The organism is Bradyrhizobium sp. 192 (assembly GCF_023100965.1).
Classification (GTDB): Bacteria; Pseudomonadota; Alphaproteobacteria; order Rhizobiales; family Xanthobacteraceae; genus Bradyrhizobium; species Bradyrhizobium symbiodeficiens.
In genome coordinates this window covers 4,429,150-4,451,047 of the sequence record NZ_CP064690.1, presented here as the reverse complement: position 1 = coordinate 4,451,047, position 21,898 = coordinate 4,429,150, and the positions used below count along the sequence as shown (strand labels likewise).

17 protein-coding genes and 1 pseudogene are annotated in these 21,898 nt (G+C 65.5%); 5 read left to right on the top strand and 13 right to left on the bottom strand.

Annotation, left to right across the window (positions count from 1 at the left end; genetic code table 11):
• Positions 1-53: 53 nt before the first annotated feature.
• The 7 genes from tsf to IVB24_RS20215 all read right to left on the bottom strand — a co-directional run bounded on the left by tsf (position 54) and on the right by IVB24_RS20215 (position 11,380).
• Entirely contained in the window at positions 54-977 is a 924-nt protein-coding gene (tsf, locus tag IVB24_RS20245) for a translation elongation factor Ts (protein ID WP_094977706.1), read from the bottom strand.
• A 136-nt stretch (positions 978-1,113) separates the two neighbouring features.
• Positions 1,114-2,109 (bottom strand): 30S ribosomal protein S2, encoded by a 996-nt coding sequence (locus IVB24_RS20240; RefSeq protein ID WP_094977705.1) that lies wholly within the window; start codon positions 2,107-2,109, stop codon positions 1,114-1,116.
• A 222-nt stretch (positions 2,110-2,331) separates the two neighbouring features.
• Entirely contained in the window at positions 2,332-4,878 is a 2,547-nt protein-coding gene (locus tag IVB24_RS20235; protein ID WP_247768279.1) for a caspase domain-containing protein, read from the bottom strand.
• A 229-nt stretch (positions 4,879-5,107) separates the two neighbouring features.
• On the bottom strand, positions 5,108-5,470 hold the full coding sequence (locus tag IVB24_RS20230) for a DUF2846 domain-containing protein (RefSeq protein ID WP_244607607.1): 363 nt from the start codon (positions 5,468-5,470) through the stop codon (positions 5,108-5,110).
• 309 nt (positions 5,471-5,779) lie between these two features.
• A complete protein-coding gene (locus IVB24_RS20225; RefSeq protein ID WP_247768277.1) occupies positions 5,780-6,523 on the bottom strand; it encodes a carbonic anhydrase in 744 nt (247 codons plus the stop codon).
• Positions 6,524-6,653: 130 nt separating this feature from the next.
• On the bottom strand, positions 6,654-10,157 hold the full coding sequence (gene dnaE / locus IVB24_RS20220) for a DNA polymerase III subunit alpha (RefSeq protein ID WP_247768275.1): 3,504 nt from the start codon (positions 10,155-10,157) through the stop codon (positions 6,654-6,656).
• Positions 10,158-10,657: 500 nt separating this feature from the next.
• Complete coding sequence (locus IVB24_RS20215) at positions 10,658-11,380, bottom strand: outer membrane beta-barrel protein (protein ID WP_094977701.1); 723 nt, start codon at positions 11,378-11,380, stop codon at positions 10,658-10,660.
• A 253-nt stretch (positions 11,381-11,633) separates the two neighbouring features.
• Between IVB24_RS20215 and IVB24_RS20210 the strand changes: the two genes are divergently transcribed.
• The 3 genes from IVB24_RS20210 to IVB24_RS20200 all read left to right on the top strand — a co-directional run bounded on the left by IVB24_RS20210 (position 11,634) and on the right by IVB24_RS20200 (position 13,661).
• Complete coding sequence (locus IVB24_RS20210) at positions 11,634-11,954, top strand: DUF3551 domain-containing protein (protein WP_094977700.1); 321 nt, start codon at positions 11,634-11,636, stop codon at positions 11,952-11,954.
• Between the two features lies 1 nt (position 11,955).
• Positions 11,956-12,198 carry a DUF3551 domain-containing protein gene (locus IVB24_RS20205; RefSeq protein ID WP_140479949.1) on the top strand — a complete coding sequence of 81 codons (243 nt, stop codon included), beginning with the start codon at positions 11,956-11,958 and terminating at the stop codon, positions 12,196-12,198.
• 155 nt (positions 12,199-12,353) lie between these two features.
• On the top strand, positions 12,354-13,661 hold the full coding sequence (locus IVB24_RS20200) for an MFS transporter (RefSeq protein WP_247768273.1): 1,308 nt from the start codon (positions 12,354-12,356) through the stop codon (positions 13,659-13,661).
• Between the two features lie 23 nt (positions 13,662-13,684).
• On the opposite strand, the gene IVB24_RS20195 is transcribed toward IVB24_RS20200, so the two are convergent.
• Positions 13,685-14,323 (bottom strand): HD domain-containing protein, encoded by a 639-nt coding sequence (locus IVB24_RS20195; protein WP_094977697.1) that lies wholly within the window; start codon positions 14,321-14,323, stop codon positions 13,685-13,687.
• Positions 14,324-14,366: 43 nt separating this feature from the next.
• Positions 14,367-14,828 (bottom strand): carboxymuconolactone decarboxylase family protein, encoded by a 462-nt coding sequence (locus tag IVB24_RS20190; protein WP_094977696.1) that lies wholly within the window; start codon positions 14,826-14,828, stop codon positions 14,367-14,369.
• A 116-nt stretch (positions 14,829-14,944) separates the two neighbouring features.
• On the opposite strand from IVB24_RS20190, the pseudogene IVB24_RS20185 reads away from it, so the two are divergent.
• A pseudogene (locus IVB24_RS20185) lies at positions 14,945-16,352 on the top strand (PLP-dependent aminotransferase family protein).
• Positions 16,353-16,374: 22 nt separating this feature from the next.
• Here the strand turns inward: IVB24_RS20185 and map are convergent.
• Together map and IVB24_RS20175 are read right to left on the bottom strand one after the other, a co-directional pair.
• The gene (map, locus tag IVB24_RS20180; RefSeq protein WP_247768271.1) at positions 16,375-17,124 is read right to left on the bottom strand and encodes a type I methionyl aminopeptidase; all 750 of its coding nucleotides are present in this window, start codon (positions 17,122-17,124) and stop codon (positions 16,375-16,377) included.
• A 306-nt stretch (positions 17,125-17,430) separates the two neighbouring features.
• On the bottom strand, positions 17,431-18,216 hold the full coding sequence (locus IVB24_RS20175; protein ID WP_247768269.1) for a helix-turn-helix transcriptional regulator: 786 nt from the start codon (positions 18,214-18,216) through the stop codon (positions 17,431-17,433).
• A gap of 108 nt (positions 18,217-18,324) precedes the next feature.
• Between IVB24_RS20175 and IVB24_RS20170 the strand changes: the two genes are divergently transcribed.
• Positions 18,325-19,410: a zinc-binding alcohol dehydrogenase family protein gene (locus tag IVB24_RS20170; protein ID WP_247768267.1), complete on the top strand. Its 1,086-nt coding sequence runs from the start codon at positions 18,325-18,327 to the stop codon at positions 19,408-19,410.
• A 39-nt stretch (positions 19,411-19,449) separates the two neighbouring features.
• Here the strand turns inward: IVB24_RS20170 and IVB24_RS20165 are convergent, their stop codons facing one another.
• Both IVB24_RS20165 and IVB24_RS20160 read right to left on the bottom strand, forming a co-directional pair.
• Complete coding sequence (locus IVB24_RS20165; RefSeq protein ID WP_247768266.1) at positions 19,450-20,280, bottom strand: hypothetical protein; 831 nt, start codon at positions 20,278-20,280, stop codon at positions 19,450-19,452.
• Positions 20,270-21,889, bottom strand: a complete 1,620-nt coding sequence (locus IVB24_RS20160; RefSeq protein WP_247768264.1) for an ATP-binding protein — start codon at positions 21,887-21,889, stop codon at positions 20,270-20,272. The genes IVB24_RS20165 and IVB24_RS20160 overlap by 11 nt, the downstream gene beginning before the upstream one ends.
• Positions 21,890-21,898 lie beyond the last annotated feature (9 nt).

Below are 21,898 nucleotides of genomic sequence, written 5' to 3'. Positions count from 1 at the left end.
TTCCTCGTCCGGGCCCCGCTTCCGGCGGCACGCCGGAAGGAACGTTCCGGCGCTTACTTCTTGCCGCTTGCCGCGGCAACCTCGGCCGCGAAATCGCTTTCCTGCTTCTCGATTCCCTCACCGAGAGCATAGCGTATAAAGCCCGCGATCTTCAGGGCACCACCGACCTTGCCTTCGGCTTCCTTCAACGCCTGCGCCACCGACTTGCCGGTGTCGTGGATGAAGGCCTGCTCGAGCAGGCAGACTTCCTTGTAGTAGGTCTTGAGGCCGGACTCGACGATCTTCTCGATCACGTTCTCCGGCTTGCCCTGCTGGCGATATTTGTCGGCGAGCACGTCCTTCTCGCGCTTGACGACCGCCGGATCGAGACCGGACGGATCGAGCGCGAGCGGGTTGGCGGCGGCGATGTGCATCGCGATCTGCCGGCCGAGCGTTGCGAGCTCGTCGGCCTTGCCGGGCGATTCCAGCGCCACGATCACGCCCATCTTGCCGGCGCCCTCGACCACCGCGCCGTGGACGTAGTTCGACACCACGCCCTGGCTCACTTCGAGCGAAGCTGCGCGGCGCAGCGTCATGTTCTCGCCGATGGTGGCGATCGCATCATTGATGGCGGCTTCGACCGTGACGTCACCGACCTTGGCGGCCTTGATCTTCTCGACATCGGCGCCGACATCGAATGCGACCTGGGCGATCATCTTGACCAGGCCCTGGAACTGGCCGTTGCGCGCGACGAAGTCGGTCTCGGAGTTGACCTCGACCACGACACCCTTGGTGCCCTTGGTGAGGGCGCCGATCAGACCCTCGGCCGCGACGCGGCCCGACTTCTTGGCGGCCTTGGACAGGCCCTTCTTGCGCAGCCAATCCTGCGCGGCTTCCATGTTACCGTCGTTTTCGGTCAGCGCGGCCTTGCAGTCCATCATGCCCGCGCCGGTCGACTCGCGCAGGTCCTTGACCATCGCAGCTGTGATCGTTGCCATCGTTGAAAATCCTTTGTGCCTGCTGGTTCGCCGCGGCGTGGCATCGAAGCGCCCCGCCGCGGCCCATCTCAGGGATTCGCGTCAACTGAATGAAATGGTGGCCGGGTCCACTCCGGCCAACCCATCGCTCTCTTGACTATTCCGCTTCCGCGGTCAGCGCCTTGGCCTTGGCCACCCAGGCGTCCGCGCGGCTCGGCAGACCGACTTCTTCGCCGATCTTGTGCGCGGTGTCGTGGTCGAGTTCGGCGAGCTGCCAGAAATGGAAAATGCCGAGGTCGTTGAACTTCTTCTCGATCGCACCCGACACGCCCGGAAGCTTCTTGAGGTCGTCGGCGGTGCCGCGCGGGCCGGCAAGGCCCTGGAAACCGCTCGACGAAGCCGCCGGCAGCTCTTCAGCAAGCGGACGGGTCGAGGCGCCGATGTCGATGCCGGAATCGCCCTGGGCGCGCCCGATGCCGTCGATCGCCGCACGCGCGATCAGGTCGCAATACAGCGCGATCGCGCGGCCGGCGTCGTCATTGCCGGGGACCACATAGGTGATGCCCTTCGGGTCCGAATTGGTGTCGACGATCGCGGCGACCGGGATATTGAGGCGCTGGGCCTCCTGGATCGCGATGTCTTCCTTGTTGGTGTCGATCACGAAGATCAGGTCGGGCAGACCGCCCATGTCCTTGATGCCGCCGAGCGAGCGGTCGAGCTTGTCGCGCTCGCGCTGAAGCGTCAGGCGCTCCTTCTTGGTGTAGGAGGAGGCATCGCCGCCCGCCAGCACGTCGTCGAGATGGCGCAGGCGCTTGATCGAGGCCGAGATCGTCTTCCAGTTGGTCAGCGTGCCGCCGAGCCAGCGCGAATTGACGAAATACTGCGCGCAGCGCTTGGCAGCGTCCGCGACGCCGTCCTGCGCCTGGCGCTTGGTGCCGACGAACAGGATGCGGCCGCCCTTGGCGACGGTGTCGCTGACCGCCTGCAAGGCGGTGTGCAGCAACGGCACAGTCTGCGCGAGATCGACGATGTGGATGTTGTTGCGGGCGCCGAAAATGAACGGCGCCATTTTCGGATTCCAGCGGTGAGACTGGTGACCAAAGTGCACGCCGGCTTCGAGCAGCTGACGCATAGTGAAATCGGGTAGTGCCATCGTTCTAGTTCTCCGGTTGGTTCCTCCGGAAGCGTGTGAGCAAGACGGAGCGTTGTCGCCCCGGCTGCCACCGGACGGCCTTGTGAGCCATGCTTCCGTGTGAGATGCGGCGCTGTATAGCGCCATTTCGGCCAGAAGCAAGGAAATAAGGGCCTTTCGGGGGCGGCTTTCGCCCGCGAGAGGCCCTTTCCCGGAAGACCGGGCCGCCCCCCTAGAGCCCGATTAGCATCTGGGCTGGTTCGGCGGGCACTTCTTGGCCGCCGGCGGCGGCGGCGGTGCGGGACGCGGCGGAGGCGCCGCCGGTCGCGGCGGGGGTGGCGGCGCAACGACCATGCGCGGCGGCGGCGGGGGTGCCGGTCGCGCCACCGGCGGCGGCGGTGCGGGCCGCGCCATGGGCGGAGGCGCCGGCCGCGCGACGGCAACCGGAGGAGCCGGGCGAGGCGGTGGGGGTGCGGCCATTCTCGGCGGCGGGGCCGACACCCGCGGCGGAGGTGGTGGCGTAGGCCGCGCCACGGCCTGGGGCCGCGGCGGCGGTGCAGCCGGTCTGGCCGCCTGTGGCGGGGCCGTCGATGGCAGATGCTGCGGCCTGATCGGCTCACGTGCCGCTGAAGGCGGAGGCACGATCGGCCTTCCGGCCGCGGCCGGAGTCCTTCCCGGCGCGCCCGCTGCGGCGGGCGGCGAGCCGGCAGGCTCACGGGTCGAGGACTTGGCGCGATCCGCAGGCCCGGTGCCGGGCGGCGTCTGTGCCACCGGCGGCCTGGGTGGCTGGCCGGGTCCGGCAGTCGGGTTGGTCACAGGGGACCCGGCATTTGCCGGCGCGGCAGCCGTTGGCGCATTGGAATGAGCAGGCAGCGTTGTGCCGGGAGCAGCCGTTGTGCCGGGAGCAGCGGTGGTCGGCGCCCCCGGACGAGCCGGCGGTGTCGCACCAGGTGCGGTCGCCGTCGGCGGCACGGGCCTTCCGCCCGGCAAGGGCCCCGCCCCCGCTGGCGGAGCCGGCGGGCCGCCATGGGCGCCAGGAACCGGCAGCGTGTTGGCCTGGGGCAGCCTGGTCTGCGGAGCAGGTGCTGGCCCCGATTGCGGCGCAATGGGTGGCGCCGCCGTCGGCGCGACGGCCGTCGGCGTCGCCGGAGGCGCCCCGGGCCTCGCCATCGGCTGGATCGTCGCGCTCGGCGGCATCGGCGCCTTGCCCTGCTGGATCAGCGCGGCGCGCTGCACGACCGCCTGCGGCACGGCAGCCCCGGCCGGGTTGGCACGGCCGGCGATCGCCGGCGCCAGATTGCCTGGTCCGGCCCCTGCCCCCACAGCCGGCGCTGGGGCCGGCGGGCGGTTGATCACCGTGTTGATGACGGTCGTATTGTGGATGTTCTGGTAAATGATGTTGTTCGGCGGCGGCGCGACATAGACCGGCGGCCTGACGAACACCGGGATCGGCACGAACACCGGCTGCGGCAGCACGAACAGGCCGATCACGGGCATCGGCGGCGGCAGCACGACGAAATCCGGCGGCGGCGGCGGCAGATAATAGAGCGGCGGCGGCGGTGGCGGCGCGAAGGCGAACACGGGATCGCCGAAATACAGCACCGGGCGGTCGACATAGATCACCTCCTCCGGCGGCGGTGGCAGCACATCATAGTCGATCATCGCGAAGGTCGGCGGCGCCTCGGCGGGCGCGGTGAGAATCGCAAGGCGCCGGCGTGCGTCCGCCGCATGCGGCCCGCGCGGGTAGCGGCGCAGATACGACCAATAAGCTTCCGGCGTGTCGTTCCGGTAGGTGCGCCGCCATGTGATCGCTTCGCGGCGCGCCGCGGCGATCGCCATCACGCGCTTCGCCAGGGGATCGCCGGGATAGGCGGCTAGAAACTCCTCATAGGCCGGCAGCGTGTCGCGCTCGATCGCGGCGGCATAAGCATCCTGCGCGCCGAGATCGCGGATCGGCTTGTTGCGGAGTGCGGCAACCTGGTCAGGGGCGGTCTCCGGCGGCGGTGCGTCGGGCCCGCGCTCGAAGAACGAGAATGGCGCCGAGATCTTCTGCTCGTTCCAGGGCACCTGCGCGCCCTTGGAGGCTTCGTTGACGCGCAGGCGAACGCGGTCGAACACTTCGGGCAGCGGCAGGCCGCCGGTCCGGATCATCTCCGCCAGCGACTGGGCGTAGATGCCGTAGGGCCCCGGCTCCTCCGGCGCGACCGTGCCGGGCGCGGCGTTGAACGCGATCAGCATGTTCGGCTCGGGCTCGACCAGCGACAGACCGCTCGCGATCTGCTGGCCGCCCTCGATGAAGGGCTGCGCGCGGGCGGCGTCGAGCACGACGATGTTGGCCTTGAGCGGGATCGAAGCGAGCTGGCGCACATAGTCGCTGATCCGCAGGGCCTCGGTCGGAACGTCGGTGTCGCGGGTGATGTTGGAATCGACCGGGATGAAATAGTTCTCGCCGGCCAGTTGCACGCCGTAGCCGGCAAGATAGACCATCGCGACGGTACCCGGCCCCGAGGCCTGGGCCTTCTGGATGAAGTCGCGAAAACTCTTGCGCAACGTGTCGCCGTCGAGATCGCGCGCACCGACGACGTCGAAGCCGGCCGCCTGCAGCGTCTGCGCGATCAGGCCGGCATCGTTCGCGGTCGTCGCCAGTGGGGACTTGGCATAAGCGCCGTTGCCGACCACGAGCGCGATGCGCTTCTCCTGCTGCTGCGCGCGCACCTCGCCCGGCAAGCCGGCGGCAAGGGCCACCATCGGCAGGAGGAGGCAAATGAAGACTCTGAACGTCCCACGCATGGCTTGCTTGCCCGCTATCGTCGTTGAGGTGCCACCACGCATGAGGCGCGCAGCCAGCTGAACGGCGGTTGAACGAAAGGCTCGGATTGAGGCGGTGGCGTGGCCACGCCGCTGCCGGCGTCAGCTCCAAGCCAGTCTCTGCGAGTCTCTGCCAGTCTCAAGCCAATGTCGAAACGGCGCAAGTGTCCTTCAGGTCCCTGCCTCGTGCGATCAGATCGAGCAACGCACCTCACTCCACGGCCTGCAGCTCGGCGAGCTTCGTTCGCGCGGTCGCCTCGTCCAGCGCAACCAGTTCGGCCGGCCCGGGATTGGCTTCTCCCGCCGTCGCGACGGAAACGACGGCAAGCCCGGCCAGGCCACCGAGGATCGCGCCGCCCGTCGCGGCATCGTGCCTCGGGCTGCTCTTGATGAGATAGAAGTGCGTCCGGCCGGCTTCCATCACGATCTCGCGCTTGGTGTCGCCCGGAAACATCAGCTCCGTTACCAGCAATTCGTGGCGCCCCGCCGGCCGATCGGCATAGGCATATTTCCCAGCCACGACCTTGCCGAGCGGCGCACCGTCGAGCTTCACCTCGCAGGCGCAGATCGCCATGCTAAGGCCATTCCTCTTATCCTGGAGCAGGACGACGCGCGAGTGCCCGGCGCGCGGAGGCCCGACCTTGTTTGAGACAGAGGCAAAGTCGGTTCCGACCCGATCGCTGACACAGCCCACCAGCATCGCACCAACGGCCAACAACAACGCGCCCCGTCGCAGCATCGCATATCCCCAGTCCATTCCCCGGGATGAATGCTAGCTGGAATCGGCGACAGGTTGCAACAGCATCCGACGACCACCGCGGAGATGGCGCAGGCCGGGCGTCGGAGCTGCTGCACACGACGCCCGATACTCCAACGCCGGGCTCTAGCTCTGGGCCAGCAACTCGACGGTCCCCGTGCGCAAGCGATAAATACCGCCGACCACCTTGAGCTTGCCCTGCTCGACCGCCGCGTTGAGAAGCGGCGCGGCCGATTTCAGCTTGGCGACGTTGTCGATGACGTTCTGGCGAATGGCGTTGTCGAGCGCGTTGCCGCTCTGCTGGGCCGCCGTCTTCACCGAAGGTGCGATCGCGGCGACCAGCGTGGGGATGTGTCCGGGCAACGGCTTGTCGTCCTTCAGCGACTTGATGGTCGCATCGACGGCGCCGCAATTGTCATGGCCGAGCACCAGGATCAGGGGCGTGCCGAGCACGGCGACGGTGTATTCCATGCTCGCAACGGTCTCGTCGCCGGCAAAATTTCCGGCGACGCGGCACACGAACAGATCGCCGCGTCCGCTGTCGAAGGCATATTCGGGCGCGATGCGGGAATCGGCGCAGCTCAGGACGGCCGCGTAGGGATTCTGACCGCCGACCAATGCTTCCCGCTCATGCGTGAAGTCGTGACGGCGCGACACGCCCGACACGTAGCGCGAATTGCCCTCCATCAGCCGCTTGAGCGCGGCATCGGGCGACAGCACGTTCTGGGGTTTAGGCGGCGCCTTGACCTCCTTGGCCAACGCGGCCCCGCCGAACGCGGCCACTCCGAGCGCCGAAGCGGCAAAGAGCATCATGGAGCGCCGCGAAGGAGCGATCGATTGATGCGGATTTTCAGAGCATTTGTCGCACATGATTGTTGTTCTTCCTGGCTTCCCGCCCAACGAGATTCTCAAGAAGACAACTCATAGCTGCGCCCAATAGACTTCGAAACCACCCGCGGGCCGAATAGTTAAGCTTTGGTTTGCGGCGGCTCGGGCAACGTCAGAGCTGCTGCACGTCGACCACGCCCGCGACCGCCTTGATCGCGCCGGCGATCTGCGGCGAGACCTTGAAGCGGCCGGGCAGCTTCATCTCGACCTCGGTCTCGAGGTCGAGCATCATCACCAGCGAGACCTCGCCGTCGCCATTGGAGCGCGGCGCGATGCCGGGACTGCCGACTTTTGGCGCGGCGCCGTTCGAGGCGGCCATGTCGGGGCCGGCCAGACGCTTGGCGATCGAGTCCAGCGGCTTGGTGTCGCGCACGAAGATGCGCAGCCCCTTCTGCGTCTTGGCGGCAGCGTCATCCAGTGGCTCGGCATGCAGCACGCGGGCGCGGACGTCCTCGCCCTGCAGCTCCGCACCGAGCTGCAGCAGTACGGCGGCGCCCGGCTCCAGCACGTCGCGATATTGCGCGAGGCCTTCGGAGAACAGCACCGCCTCGAAATGGCCGGTGGGATCCGAGAGCCCCATGATGCCCATCTTGTTGCCGGTCTTGGTGCGCCGCTCCATGCGCGAGACCACGGTGGCCGCGACCTTGCCGGCGGTGGCACCGGTCTTCACCGCGCGCGAGAACTCGGCCCATGACTGCACCCGCAGCCGCTTCAGCACGGTGGCGTAATCATCGAGCGGATGGCCCGACAGGAAGAAGCCGACGGCGTCGTATTCACGGCGGAGCTTTTCGGCCGGCAGCCACGGCTCGATCTGCGGCAGCATGATGGTCGGCGCATCCGCCGACATGCCGAACATGTCGTTCTGGCCGATGGTCTCGGCCTGGTGCGCGCGCTGGCAGGCGGCCAGGATCGAATCCGCCCCCGCGAACACCCGCGCCCGGTTCGGCTCCAGCGTGTCGAAGGCGCCGGCGGCGGCGAGACTCTCGATGATACGCTTGTTGATCGCGCGCGGATTGACCCGTGCCGCGAAGTCGGCGAGCGAGGTGAACAATCCCCGCTTGGCGCGCTCCTCGATGATCTGCTCGATCGCCTGGATGCCGACGCCCTTGAGCGCCGCGAGCGCGTAGTAGATGACCTTGTCGCCGACCTCGAAGGTCGCGCCGGAACGGTTGATGTTCGGCGGCTCGACCTTGATGCCGAGGCGCTGCGCCTCGGCGCGGAATTCGGAGAGCTTGTCGGTGTTGTTCAGGTCGAGCGTCATCGACGCCGCGATGAACTCCACCGGATAATGCGCCTTCATGTAGGCGGTGTGGTAGGACACCAGCGCATAGGCCGCCGCGTGGCTCTTGTTGAAGCCGTAGTCGGCGAACTTGGCGAGCAGTTCGAAGATGGTCTCGGCCTGCCCCTTCGGCACGCCGTTCTTCACCGCGCCGGCGACGAAGATGTCGCGCTGCTTGTCCATCTCGGCGCGGATCTTCTTGCCCATGGCGCGGCGCAGCAGGTCGGCGTCGCCGAGCGAATAGCCCGACATCACCTGGGCGATCTGCATCACCTGTTCCTGGTAGATGATGACGCCGAAGGTTTCCTTGAGGATCGGCTCCAGCACGGGATGCAGATATTCCGGCTCCTCGTCGCCGTGCTTGCGCGCGCAATAGGTCGGGATGTTCGCCATCGGACCCGGGCGATACAGCGCCACCAGCGCGATGATGTCCTCGAAACGGTCCGGCCGCATGTCGACCAGCGCGCGCCGCATGCCCTGGCTTTCAACCTGGAACACGCCGACCACCTCGCCGCGCGCCAGCATCTGGTAGCTCTCGGCATCGTCGATCGGCAGCGTGGCGAGATCGACGTCGATGTTGCGCGGCTTGAGCAGCTTGCAGGCGACGTCGAGCACGGTCAGCGTCTTCAGGCCGAGGAAGTCGAACTTGACGAGGCCCGCGGGCTCGACCCATTTCATGTTGAACTGGGTCACCGGCATGTCGGATTTGGGATCGCGGTAGAGCGGCACGAGCTCGCTCAAGGGCCGATCGCCGATCACGATGCCGGCGGCATGCGTCGAGGCGTGGCGGGTCAGACCCTCGAGGCGCTGGGCGATGTCGAAGGCGCGCGCCACCACCGGATCCTCGTCGCGGAACGCCTGCAGTTTGGGCTCGCTCTCGATCGCGGCGGCGAGCGTCACGGGCGCCGCCGGATTCTGCGGCACCAGCTTTGTCAGCTTGTCGACCTGGCCATAGGGCATCTGCAGCACGCGGCCGACGTCGCGCAGCACGCCGCGCGCCTGCAGCGTTCCGAAAGTGATGATCTGCGCGACCTGGTCGCGGCCGTAGCGCTGCTGCACATACTGGATCACCTCGCCGCGGCGGTCCTGGCAGAAGTCGATGTCGAAGTCCGGCATCGAGACGCGTTCGGGATTGAGGAAGCGCTCGAACAGCAGGCCGAACTTGATCGGGTCGAGGTCGGTGATGGTCAGCGCCCAGGCGACCAGCGAGCCTGCGCCGGAGCCGCGGCCCGGTCCGACCGGAATGCCCTGGCCCTTCGCCCATTTGATGAAGTCGGACACGATCAGGAAGTAGCCCGCGTATTTCATCCGCAGGATGACGTCGAGCTCGAACGCCAGGCGCTTGCTGTAATCCTCGTCCGTCATGCCCTGCGACAGGCCGTGGACGCGCAGGCGATTGGCGAGCCCCTCCTCCGCCTGGCGCTTCAGTTCCGCCGCCTCGACTGCGCCGGCGTCCGAACTCTGCGCGGCACCGACGGTGAAGAACGGCAGGATCGGCTTGCGCGTCATCGGGCGGAACGAGCAGCGCTCGGCGATCTCCACCGTCGAGGCCAGCGCCTCCGGAATGTCGGCGAACAGCACGGCCATCTCGGCGCGGGTCTTGAAGCGGTGATCGGGCGTGAGCTGCTCGCGCTCGGTCTCGGCGATCAGCCGCCCGCCGGCGATGCAGAGCAGCGCGTCATGCGCTTCGTAATCGTCGGTCGCGGCGAAATACGGCTCGTTGGTCGCGACCAGCGGCAGTCCCTTGGCGTAGGCGAGGTCGATCAGGCCGCTTTCGACGCGCCGCTCCTTCTCGGTGTTGTGGCGCTGCAATTCGATGTAGAGGCGGTCGCCGAACAGGCCGGCCAGGCGTTCGCAACGCAGCGCGGCCAGCTCAGCATAACCGCCGGCAAGCGCCAGCGAGATCGGCCCGTCCGGCCCGCCCGTCAGCGCGATCAGACCCTCGGTCTCACCCTCGAACCAGTCGAACTTGATGAACGGCGCATGGCTGTCGGGCGTCTCCAGGAACGCGCGCGAGTTCAGCCGCATCAGGCTGCGATAGCCGCGCTCCTGCGCGGCCAGCAGCACCACGCGCGACGGCCCGATCGCGTTGCGCGCATTCGGGTCCTGGTCGCCGAAATCGATCGCCAACTCGCAGCCGACGATCGGCTGGATGCCGGAGCCCGCCATCTTGTCGGAGAACTCCAGCGCACCGAACAGATTATCGGTGTCGGTCAGCGCCAGTGCCGGCTGATGGTCCTTCTTGGCAAGCTCGGCGAGCTTGGCGATCTTGATCGAGCCCTTGAGCAGCGAATAGGCCGAGTGAACGTGAAGGTGAACAAATCCGGCGCTCGGCATGGTCGCGTGACGGCCTCTGACAGATGAAATGGAGCGGTCGCCGGCACCAGGGGGATGTCCGGGAGATCGATCCGAGGACCCCGCTCCGCCTTCCACCCGCCTTTGCCGACTCGCCCCGTAATGGTGGGGCGTCACCGCGCCAGAGTCCACGCCGGAGCGTCCGCTTCGCCGCGTCGTCCCGCTTTTCCCCAAGGGGTAGCGGGAGGTCCACCGCCGGGGGCCGCGGAATCAGAGCTGCGGTATGACCTGGGCCCAGATCGCGATCATTCCGACGAACAGCGTGATCGACGCAAGTGCGGCGGCCTCTTCCACGAAAACCCTGAACATGGCTTGCTCCCTTGTTGGAACGTATGAAGAACATTGTTCTCATTTTGTTCTTGAGAGTCAAGCGTGGCGGGCGACCTCCAATGGCAATGGTTAACTCGCTGAAGTCACATAATAGAAAAGCCCCGGCCAAGGCCGGGGCTTTTCGTCGAGCGCTCGAATCCGAGCGATCAGTCTCAGTAACGGCCGAGCATCGGGCCGCCGAACTTGTAGTTCAGGCGGACGAGGCCCATGTCGACGTCCTGCTTGACGTTGACCGCCAGAACACCGGCCGGGCCGGTCAGGTTGCGGTCGTTGCCACCGAGGAAGATGTGGTTGTACTCGGCGCCAATCGACCAGTTCGGGGCGAAACCGAACTCGAGGCCCGCGCCGACAGTGCCACCCCAACGGGTGTCGTTGGCCGATGCCAGCGACACGCCGCCGAACGAGGTATCGTACTTGGTGCCGACCACAGCAGCACCGCCCTTGACGTAGAGCAGCACGTTGTTCCAGGCGTAACCGACCTGGCCGGTGATCAGACCGAACGAATCGATCTTGGTGCTGTTGGTGTTGCCAGAGAGCGCGCCGACATGGCTGCCCGAGAAGTCGGCCCAGTTGCCCTGGCCTTCCAGGCCGAACACGAACTGGCCGGACTGCCAGCGATAGCCGATCTGGCCACCGACCGTGCCGCCGGTTGCATCATGCGAACCATCACGGCCGAAGCCGACGATGTCCCACTTCGCGTGCGAAGAACCGCCGCCGCCGTTGATACCGATGTAGAAGCCGCTCCAGTCATAAATCGCGGCGACCATCGCAGGCGCCTTGGTGTAAGGCCGTGCTGCGAGATCAGCAGCAAGCGCCGGCGCGGTCGCGCCGAGCGCGACGAGGCTCACAGCCGCAAGCAACAAGTTCTTATTCATTTGAGTCCCGTTCCAGTTTTCGTCGTGAGGCCCCCAGGCCGCAGACTGGTCATAACAGCGATCGATGGAATTGCTGTAGCCACGCCGCAACAGTTGGTTCGAAAGGACCTTGCCGTTAACGTATGTTATCGGCAGGTGCGACGAACCCCTTTGAAACAAGTGTTTTCATGAGTTCCATTGTCGACTACGGAACACAAGCATCATGCGCGCGACACCGACGCCGCGCGCACGTTCGCGTGATGGAGAATTAAGAATGCGCAAACGAGTTGCCCTCCCCATTGTCGCCACACTTTGGCTCGCCTTCGCCACATTTGCGCTCGTGTCGAGCGTTCCCACACCTGCGCACGCGTTCGGAACGCACCATCCCTTCTGCCTCACTGGCGATGAGTGGCCGGGCCTGAGCAATTGCAGGTTCGACACCTACGCGCAGTGTCAGGCGAGCGCTTCGGGACGCGCGCTGACCTGCATCGCCAATCCGTATTTCGCAGGTCAAAGCGACGACCCCTACGCCTACCAGAATCGTCCGCGCGCGCAGACGCCGGGTTATTCGCCCCGCTACTACCTGCCGCGCTGAGATGGGCAGCGCGCGCCTCGCACTGGCCGTAACCGCCCTGCTCCTGGCGGGCGGAACTGCACGCGCGCAGACCTACGATCCGAGCTTTCCCGTGTGCATGCAGATCTACGGCCCCGTCGGCTATTTCGACTGCCGCTACGACACGCTCGAGCAGTGCCGATATCTCGCCGTCGGACGTTCGGCGACATGCGTGGTGAACCCACATTTTCCGACGAAGAAGCCCACTCGCCGACCAGCCAATTAGCGTTGGCACATCCGGGACGCTGATATGCAGTGGCGCTTCGCCGGTACTGCGGCGTTGACGCGGGCTGATGCGGGTTTAGGTAAGACGGACAAATCTTGCAGGGGGTGGCGACGTTCGCTGGGCTGGTTCCCGTTGACGCCACCAATGCAGGACACATGACGACTTCGCCTCAAGCGACCTCGCGCCGCGCAAAACCGACTTCGGCTTCAGCGCCCCCTCACCTTGCCATCGTCCTGTTCTCGCTCGCGATGGGCGGCTTTGCGATCGGAACCACCGAATTCGCATCGATGAGCCTGCTGCCGTTCTTCGCCGCCGATCTCGGTGTGGACGAGCCGACGGCGGGACACGCGATCAGCGCCTATGCGCTCGGCGTGGTGCTGGGCGCGCCGCTGATCGCCGTGCTTGGCGCGCGGTTCGCGCGGCGCACGCAGCTGCTGGTGCTGATGGCCGTGTTCGCGCTCGGCAATGTGCTCACCGCACTGGCACCCGGCTTTGGCTCCATGATCGCGGCCCGCTTCCTCGCAGGGCTGCCGCACGGCGCCTATTTCGGCATGGCCGCCCTCGTCGCCGCCTCGCTGGTTCCGCAACATCGTCGCTCGCAGGCGATCGGCCAGGTGATGCTCGGCCTGACCTCTGCCACCATCATCGGTGTGCCCTTGGCCAATCTGATCGGCCAGGCGGTCGGTTGGCGCGCGAGCTTCAGCCTGGTGTCGGTGCTGGCGCTGCTCACGATGTTGTTGTGCGCCCTGTTCGCGCCGCGTGATCAGGCCGGCAGGTCGGATCCGCTGCGCGAGCTCGGCGCACTCAGAAGCGGCCGCGTCTGGATCACGCTGGCGATCGGCGCCATCGGCTTCGGCGGCATGTTCGCCGTCTACACGTATCTGGCGACGACGCTGATCGAAGTCACCAAGGTCAGCCCAGCCGTCATTCCGTTGTTCCTCGCGGTGTTCGGCATCGGCGCCACGCTCGGCAATCTGTTCGTACCGCGCTTTGCCGACCGCGCCTTGATGCCGACCGCGGGCTGCGTCCTGCTGCTTGCAGCCGTGGCGCTGCTGGTGTTCCCGCTTGTCGCCGGCAATGTCTGGCTGCTCGCGATCGACATCTTCGCCATCGGCGCCAGCGTCTCGCTCGGCGCCATCCTGCAGACGCGGCTGATGGACGTCGCCGGAGACGCGCAGGCGCTCGCCGCCGCGCTGAACCATTCGGCGTTCAACACCGCCAATGCGCTCGGCCCGTTCCTCGGCGGCCTGGCCATACGCGAGGGGTTTGGCTGGACCTCCACCGGTCCCGTCGGCGCCGCGCTCGCGCTGCTCGGTTTCCTGATCTGGATCGTGGCCTGGCGCGACAGCCGATCCGCGCCGATTGAGATCGCTTCGCGCAGCGATACCGCATCGCTGGCGAACGCGCCGCCGCTGGCGCCGGACCATAGCCGCTCAGATCCTGCCAGAAATCCGGTGGGCTAGAGCCTGAAGCGGACGCCGTCCGCTCAGCTTTGCCAAGGCGTGTTGCGGATGCGCGTGCACGCGTTCGGCTTGCGGAAGCTGGGATCGTGATCCTCGATGTAGTCGAAATTGACCGTCCCGAATGTGGTCTGCGGCTTCTTCAGGGCTGAACACGTCTGAACCTTGAGGAAGTCGTTCTTGAAGTCTCCGCGCGGAAACGCTGATATCACCTGGTCACGCTGCTCCGGCGAGTAATCGTCATATCCAATACCGACGACGTCCACCAGAACGCCTGCGTTGGTGAGAGCGATCTCCGGCCTCATATATTGCGGAATGCCCGGCGTGGTGTGCAGCGCGACGGCTTCCCATACCAGATCGGCTTGCGGCTCGGCGATACCGCGCGCCCGGAGAAACTCACGCGCAGCGTCGGCTCCGTCGACCTCAAATCGCTTTGTCTGCGTGTGGTAGTGATCGACAAGGCCGAGATCGTGAAACAGCGCCGCGACATAGAGCAGTTCCGAATCGAACTTCAGCTTCTGACGCAGCCCCTTCATCGCGCCGAACACGTAGACGCGGACCGAATGGTTAAACAGCATGTCGTCTTCGTAGCTGCGTACCAGCTCGGCGGCTTCGCGCGCCAACTGACTGTCCGGGATCTGGACGCCGGAAATCACGTTCATCATCTTCGATCTCCTGCTTTGCGTTGGGTTAATGCCGCGTGAGCCATCAGGCGGCCTTCTCGAGCGCGGCCTGCGGCGTATTTCGGAAGCTGATCGACATGCGATTGTACGCATTCATCAGACTGATTGCGATTGTGAGATCGACGAGTTCGCGCTCGCTGAAGACGTTGCGTGCGGCTTGATAGGCTTCATCCGGAACGTTGGTCTCGGCAACGCGGGTGACGGTCTCGGCCCATGCCAGGGCCGCGCGCTCGCGTTCGTCGAAGAGATTGCCCGCCTCGGCCCATGCCTGCAGCAGCGCGAGCTTTTCGACCTTCACGCCGCTCTTCAACAGATCGCGCGTATGCATGTCGAGGCAATAGGCACAGTTGTTGATCTGTGAAATGCGCAGGTAAACGAGCGTGACAAGCGTTCCAGGCAACCCACTCTGCGTGACATAGCCGTAGACGCCGCCCAGCGCCTTCGCGCCGGCCGGTGCGATGTGGTTGTAGTTGAGACGTTCACTCATCTGATGACTCCCTGATGATCGGGGGAGATCAAAGCTCCCTCCTCATTCCCTCAGATGCTCCTCGCCTGGTTCATAAAAAAGCACCAAGAACGCACAAAAATTGTGTACCATGGGGAATGACGAGGCCGCTGCGCCTGGAGCTCGATCGGTCCGCGAAGACCCCACTTGCGGAGCAGATCCATAGAGGGATCAGGACCGCCATCGAGAGCGGCGTGCTCGCCCCCGGCGCACGCCTGCCCTCATGGCAGGATCTGGCGGCTCAACTCGGCGTCGCGCGCGGCACCGTGCGCTCAGCCTATGAGAAGCTCTCATCCGACCAAATGATCGTCGCGGCCCGCGCGACCGGCACGCATGTCGCCGACCGGCAGTCCTTCCCAGTGCGGCCTGACAAGGCCCCCGACCCCGGCTCGTTCATGGAGATGTACCAGGAACTCACGGCTGGACCGGCGATCTTCCAGATGGGCGTGCCGTCGCAGGAAACGTTTCCTGCGAAGTTGCTGGCGCGAATGCGGGTACGAGCGGTTCGCGCCGAAACGAGCGCACCCGCGATCTACCCGGATCCGCGCGGCGAGTTGGACTTGCGACGTGAGATCGCGGCCTACCTTGCGCTGGCCCGAGGAATAGAATGCGCGCCGTCCCAAATCATCGTCACCAGCGGTTTCACCGGCGGCCTCGGTCTCGCGCTCCGTGTCCTCTGCCTCGGGCCGAAGAAGAAAGTCTGGATGGAGGACCCCGGCTTTCCTTTCACCCGGCACGGTCTCGAACTCGCGGGATTATCCATCGTACCGATCGCGGTCGATGCCGACGGCATCGACGTCGATTTCGGCGTGAAACATGCACCCGACGCCGCGCTGGTTGTCGTGACGCCGGGGCAACAGGCGCCGCTCGGATCCACGCTGTCACTGGCACGCCGCTCACGACTGCTGGAATGCGACCCAAAACAAGGCATGGGTGATCGAGGATGACTATCTCAGCGAACTCCAGCTCAAGGGCCGCGCCACGCCAGCGCTCGCCTCGCTCGACCGCGCCGGCCGCGTCATCCACATCGGCTCCTTCAGCAAGACCATAAGCCCGGCCTTGCGGCTCGGCTTTGTAGTTGCACCGGCGGCTCTCGCATCGCGATTTGCAGAGACTGCGGCTTGCCTCGCGCCGGCACCGGGACCCGCGGTGCAGCTAGCTACTGCCGACTTCATGCGCGACGGCCACTATCTGCGGCATCTGCGGCGCACGAAACGCGCCTACACCGCGCAGGGCGATGCATTGCTGAACCAGCTCCGCACGCGCTCTGCGACGGTTGCGATTGCCGGTCTGGCCGCGGTGCTGCGATTGCCAGACGGAGCACCCGATCTCGCTATCGCCCGGGACGCAGCGTCGTTTGGACTGGCACCGACGCCGCTATCGCTTTGGTCCGCTCAAACCGCTTCGGCGTGCCCCGGACTGTTGCTGGGCATCGCCACGTCTCCGCTCAAGAAGATCGAGGCGTCCTGCGACCGGCTCCTTCGGATCATCGACCGCTTAACGTGATCCGTACCCGGCCTCGGCCGCCTCAACCGGCCAACGTCACGATCAAAGGCCCGTTGCGGGTGGCGATCACGGTGTGCTCGTACTGCACGGTCGGCGCCTCGGGGCTGCTGTAGAGCGTCCACGGGTCGTCGCCATTCTCCGCCCATTCGGCGCCCATGGAGAGGAACGGCTCGACGGTGAACACCAGGCCATCGTTCATGATGCGGCGTTCGGAGCGATCGGGCCAGGTTGCGATCTCCGTCGGCTCCTCATGGAGCGACAGGCCGACGCCGTGACTGGCGAGATTCCTGACCAGGCTGTAGCCCTTCTTTCGCGCAAAGGTCCCGATCGCCTGACCGATCCCCGCGATCGGTTTGCCGGCACCGACCTGCTGCAGGCCGGTCCACATCGCCCGCCGGCCGTCCCGGCAAAGTCGTTCGATCCCGCGGCTTACGGGCGGAACGGCGAACGAGGCTCCGGTATCAGCAAAGAAGCCGTTCTTCTCGGCTGACACGTCGATGTTCACGAGGTCGCCGCGCTCGATCCGCCGCTCGCCCGGGATGCCGTGAGCGATCTCCTCGTTCACGCTGATGCAGGTCGCCCCCGGAAAATCATAGGCCAGCTCCGGCGCCGAACGCGCGCCGGCGGTCTCCAGCAGCTGTCGTCCGATCCGGTCGAGTTCGGAGGTGGTCATGCCCGGCTCGAGCGCCTTCCCCATCGCTTCCAGCGTGGCGGCGACGATGCGCCCGATCTCCTTCAGGCGCGTCAGGTCGTTGTCATCGGAGATTGTCATGTCGGGGCCCTTGTGCGGGAGGCCCGGACATAGCGCCTGCGAGGTCGGCTTGCAAACCGGACAGGCCCGGAGAATCCTGCCGCGGCGGCGCCGGCGATTGGCGCAGGCTCGCGGCCCGGACGGCGGCGAAATAAACGTGAACCGTCACGCCACCGCAACCGACGCGCTGGACGGACAGTCCCTGGACAGCAGGCTTCTCGCCGAACGTTGGCGCAACGCCTTTGACCACGCCCGTGCCGTAAGCGCACGACGGTCGATGGGCAGGTTTGCCAATCATCGCTCGGAATCTGAAGCCTGCCCGGTGCGTCAGCCTCCGCCCTCGACCGGCGTGTAAACCACCAGCTTCAGCGCGGGATCGTCGTTGGCCTGAAAGCTGGTGTGCTCGAAATGCAGCACGCCGAGGGTTGGATGCGACATCGTCTTGAGGCCCGAAGACGTGCCGCGGACCTCGTGGGCTTCCCACCATTTGACGAATTCCGGGCTGCCCTGCCGCAGCCGCGTCAGCAATTCCGCAAAGGCGGGATCGCCGGCCCAGACGTCGTGAGTGGCGCGAAACATCGCGACCATGCGCTTGGCTACTTCCGCCCAGCCCGCTCCGTAAGCCTTGCGCGTCTGCTTGTTGGTCATCATCAGCAGCATCGTGTTGCGATCCGCCTCCGGCAGGCGCCCGAACGCGAAGACCTGCTCGGCGGCCGCGTTCCAGGCCAGCACGTCCCAGCGCCGCCCGGTGACATAGGCCGGATGCGGCAAGCTCTCGACCAGCCGCTGGATCGGCGGCGGCACGGTCTCGCGGGTGAAGACGCGCCTGTCGCCGTCGCGCGCCAGCGCCTTCAGGTGCGCGTGCTCGGTCTTGCTGAGGCGCAGCGCGCGGGCCACCGCATCGACGGTGGTCACCGAGGGGCTCACCGTGCGGCCCTGCTCGAGGCGGATGTACCAGTCGACGCCGATGCCGGCGAGCTGCGCAACCTCCTCGCGGCGCAGACCGGCGGTACGCCGGCGCCCGCCGATCGGAAGGCCGACGGTCTTCGGCGACAGCTTTTCGCGGCGGGACCTCAGGAAGTCGCCGAATTCGACGCGGCGCGGATCGGCCATGATGTCGCTCCCACATGGAGGGCCCCTGCAATACTAGGATAATACCAGGCCTTCCTGCCCTCTCCAAGGCGGCGCATATGGGCTTCACCCGATCTTGAGGTGACCATCATGAAAGCTGCCCTGCTCAAATCCTTCGGTTCGCCGCTGGCGATCGAGACCGTCCCCGTTCCCGTGCTCGGCACCGGCGAGGTCATCGTCGACATCGTCGCGACCCGCGTGCTGTCCTATATGAACGAGGTCTTTGACGGGACGCGCAATTATGCGCTCGATCTCCCGATCATCCCGGGGCCCGGCGGCATCGGTCGGGTGCGCGCGATCGGTCCGGATGCAACCAGGCTTGCGGTCGGCGACTGGGTGTTCTGCGATCCGACGGTGCGCTCGCGCGACGATATCGTAGCGCCCGACATCGCCCTGCAAGGGCTCACCGCTGCCGGGCCCGGCGGCATGCTTCTGCAGAAGCACTTTCGCCACGGCTCCTTCGCCGAGCAGATGATGGTGCCGACCGAGAACGTCAAACGCATCGGCGCGATCACGCCGGAGGACGCGACGCGATGGTGCGCGCTGGGCACGCTGCTGGTGCCCTATGGCGGCTTTCTTTCCGCCAACCTTCGCCCCGGCGAGACCGTGCTGGTGAGCGGGGCCACCGGCAATTTCGGCAGCGCTGCCGTCTCGGTCGCGCTCGCGATGGGCGCGGCCAGCGTGGTCACGCCCGGCCGCAACGAGACGATCCTGGCTGACCTCGTCCGCCGCTTCGGCAGCCGCGTGCAGCCGGTCAAGCTGACAGGCAATGAAGATCACGACCGCGAGGCGATGAAGCGCGCGGCATCAGGCCCAATCGACTGCGTGCTCGATATCATGCCGCCCTCGGTCAGCCCGACCGTCGTGCGTGCGGCGATCATGACAGTGCGCCCCAACGGACGCGTCGTGCTGATGGGCGGTGTCGGCATGGCCGGCGGCGCAGGCCTCGAACTCCCCTACCCCTGGATCATGCGCAACTGCATCAGCATCCACGGCGTCTGGATGTACCCGCCGGATGCCGCGAGCCGGCTGATCGCGCTGGTGCGTGCGGGGCTGCTCAGGCTGGAGGAGTATCAGACGACAGCGTTCGACCTCGACCATGCCAACGACGCCGTGGCGCACGCCGCGGCCAATGCAGGCCCGTTCAAGATGACGGTGATCAGGCCAGAGGAGTGAGGTCACGCGGCCTTTCGGGTACCGGAAGAGCACGCTCGATCACTCGGCGGCGAGCATGCTCTTGAGCTCCTCGATCGTGAATGGCGGCTCGCGCCTGTGCGCGACCCGGTGGCAGTTCGGGCAGAGTGGCGCAAGGTCAGTCGCGGGATTGATGCAATAGTCCGAACCGAGCTTCGACACGGGCGTCAGGTGATGAATTTCGATCAGTCCCACCGCAGCTGATCCGTACCGATCGCCTAGCTCGGAGGAGCATGCAAGACAGGCATAGCCGTGAATGGCGAGTGCAGCCGCCCGATTGCGCCGGTCGCGCTCGTAGCGATTTCCTTCGAATTGCACTTGTGCTCCTTCGGAGAACCCCCCTTGGAGGTTCTCCGAAGGAAGGTCGTCCTGCTCAAGAGGCAGCAACGTGACAATCGCGGCGGTGACCTGCTGGGTCCATGCGAAGATCTTCTCATTGTCTTGGTCACCGTTGCCAAGGTCCAGCTGACCGCGGCGGACCGATAATTCAAGTCGCGCCCACTGCGCGCCCCAGCCGGTTGGGTCATCCGGCTTCGCCGGATGGTTGTTGATCCTCAGGTTGACAGTCGCACCATCGCGGAGACACTTGGCAAGCACGGCCGCGCAGCTGCCACGCGCGCCTGCATCCGCCAGTCCCATATGTCGAACCAATTCACCGGCGAATGAGCCGGGAACGAATGTCACCTCCACATTGCGCCACCCCACTGCGGTCTGGATCGTGAAGGTGTTTTGGACTGGCAGACCCGACGGAACAATCTGGATGGTATTGGCGCCCGCGATGCGTCTCCCATCGAAGGGTAACCCGCAACTGTCCGAAATCAGCGTCGCAAGCGCGCCGGGTTCAAGCGACATTCTCGTTCAGCTCCGGATCGGGCAAACCTTCAACGAGCTTCGATAGAATTTTCGACAGCTCGAACCGCATGTCCTTGAAATGGTCCGCGACCTCGTCGTGGTAGGCCGTCAGCTCGGCGACTGCGAGGGCCCACATGAGCGAGTCCATGCCCTGGACAAGCACGCTCTTGTTCAGGTTGGGAACGTAGACCTTGGCGTAATAGGGGTGCGAGCTATTGATGTGAACGGCGCGGTGTCCCTGTATGAGACCAGGTTCGAAAAGCAGACCGCTCTCGATGCTATCGACTGTCTTGACATACACCTCACCTGGCTTCGCGGCGGGCCCCATCGGCAGCTTGATCTTGAATGTGCCGTGCGGATTCTGCACGAGACATTCGCCAGTGTTCGGGTCGACGATATTGACCTTCGCGCCGCCAGCCGCAGCCTCGCGTTCCTTGATGGTCTTGTTCGACGCATCGTGTGCGCCCTGCGTGGCCTTGGCGATATCCTTCTTCTGTCCTTCGCGGTAACGCTGGTTGGCCATGCGCCGCGGTGCGGTCAGAAATTGCTCGCTCAGCCAGTCCCAGAGTTGTTCGTTAAGGCCGATCTGGCTTTTCTTGATGTCGAGGTGGAAAACCTCGTCAAGGTGATGGTCAAACGAGAACTCGACGCGCAACAACGTGCTGTGCGGCTCCTTTTGGTAGATGCCAAGCCAGTCAGCGTCCTTGATCAGCCGGTTCTCGCGATAGATGTAAATGCCTTGGTTGTCGGACGACAGTTCAGCTTCCTTTGCAAGCTCCGGCGTCGGAAAATCCTCGCGGCGGGGAAGAATGTAAGCCTTCACCACAAACGAGGCACCCTTGCCGCTCGGCAACTCGACGGGAACTTCCTGCTCGGCTGCCAGTTCGGAAAGCTCCGGCATGAAGGGATTCCATGGCTTGATGACGGCGCCGTTGAGCTTCACGCTTACGGTCCGGGCGCGTTTGTCCTTTGGATCAAGAAAGCGCTGGAACACCATGGCCAGATGCCGGCGCAGTTGCTCTTCCTTCTGTTTCAGCGCTTTCTGGGCCGGCTTGCTGCCGGGATCGACATAGTCCTTCAACAGGCGGTCGACCTTCTGCCAGACAACAACGGTGCCTGACGAATCTTGGGCGACTTCATCGAGGTGGTCGGTGATCTCGTCGTTGATGTTCTCGTTCAGCAAAACTTCCCACTTGCCACTGTTGGCCACATGGTCAAGGTCCCAGGTTGCGGCAAGGACGGGGTCTTTCGCGGTTGCGCGGGAGGCGACCGTCAGTCTGCGGCAGAACGCGGTCGATGCCGTCTTCAGGCCGAGGCCGTACTTGCCAAGGGACGCCGGGTTGGGACGGAGTCTCGCGCCATAGGTCATGGCATTGAGGAGATCGTCCCGGTTCATGCCACAGCCGTCGTCTGCGAGTGACAGGGTGATATTGCCGCGAAGGTCCATGTCGATGCGAAGATCGACGTTCTTCGCTTCTGCGGCGATCGAATTATCAAGAACGTCCGCAACGGCGGTATTGAATTCATACCCCGTATCGCGGAGACCCATGATCATCCGCTTCGGATCCGGCGGAAGAATGATGCCTTCTTCCTTTTTGTTCCCTGTCACGTTTCCTAC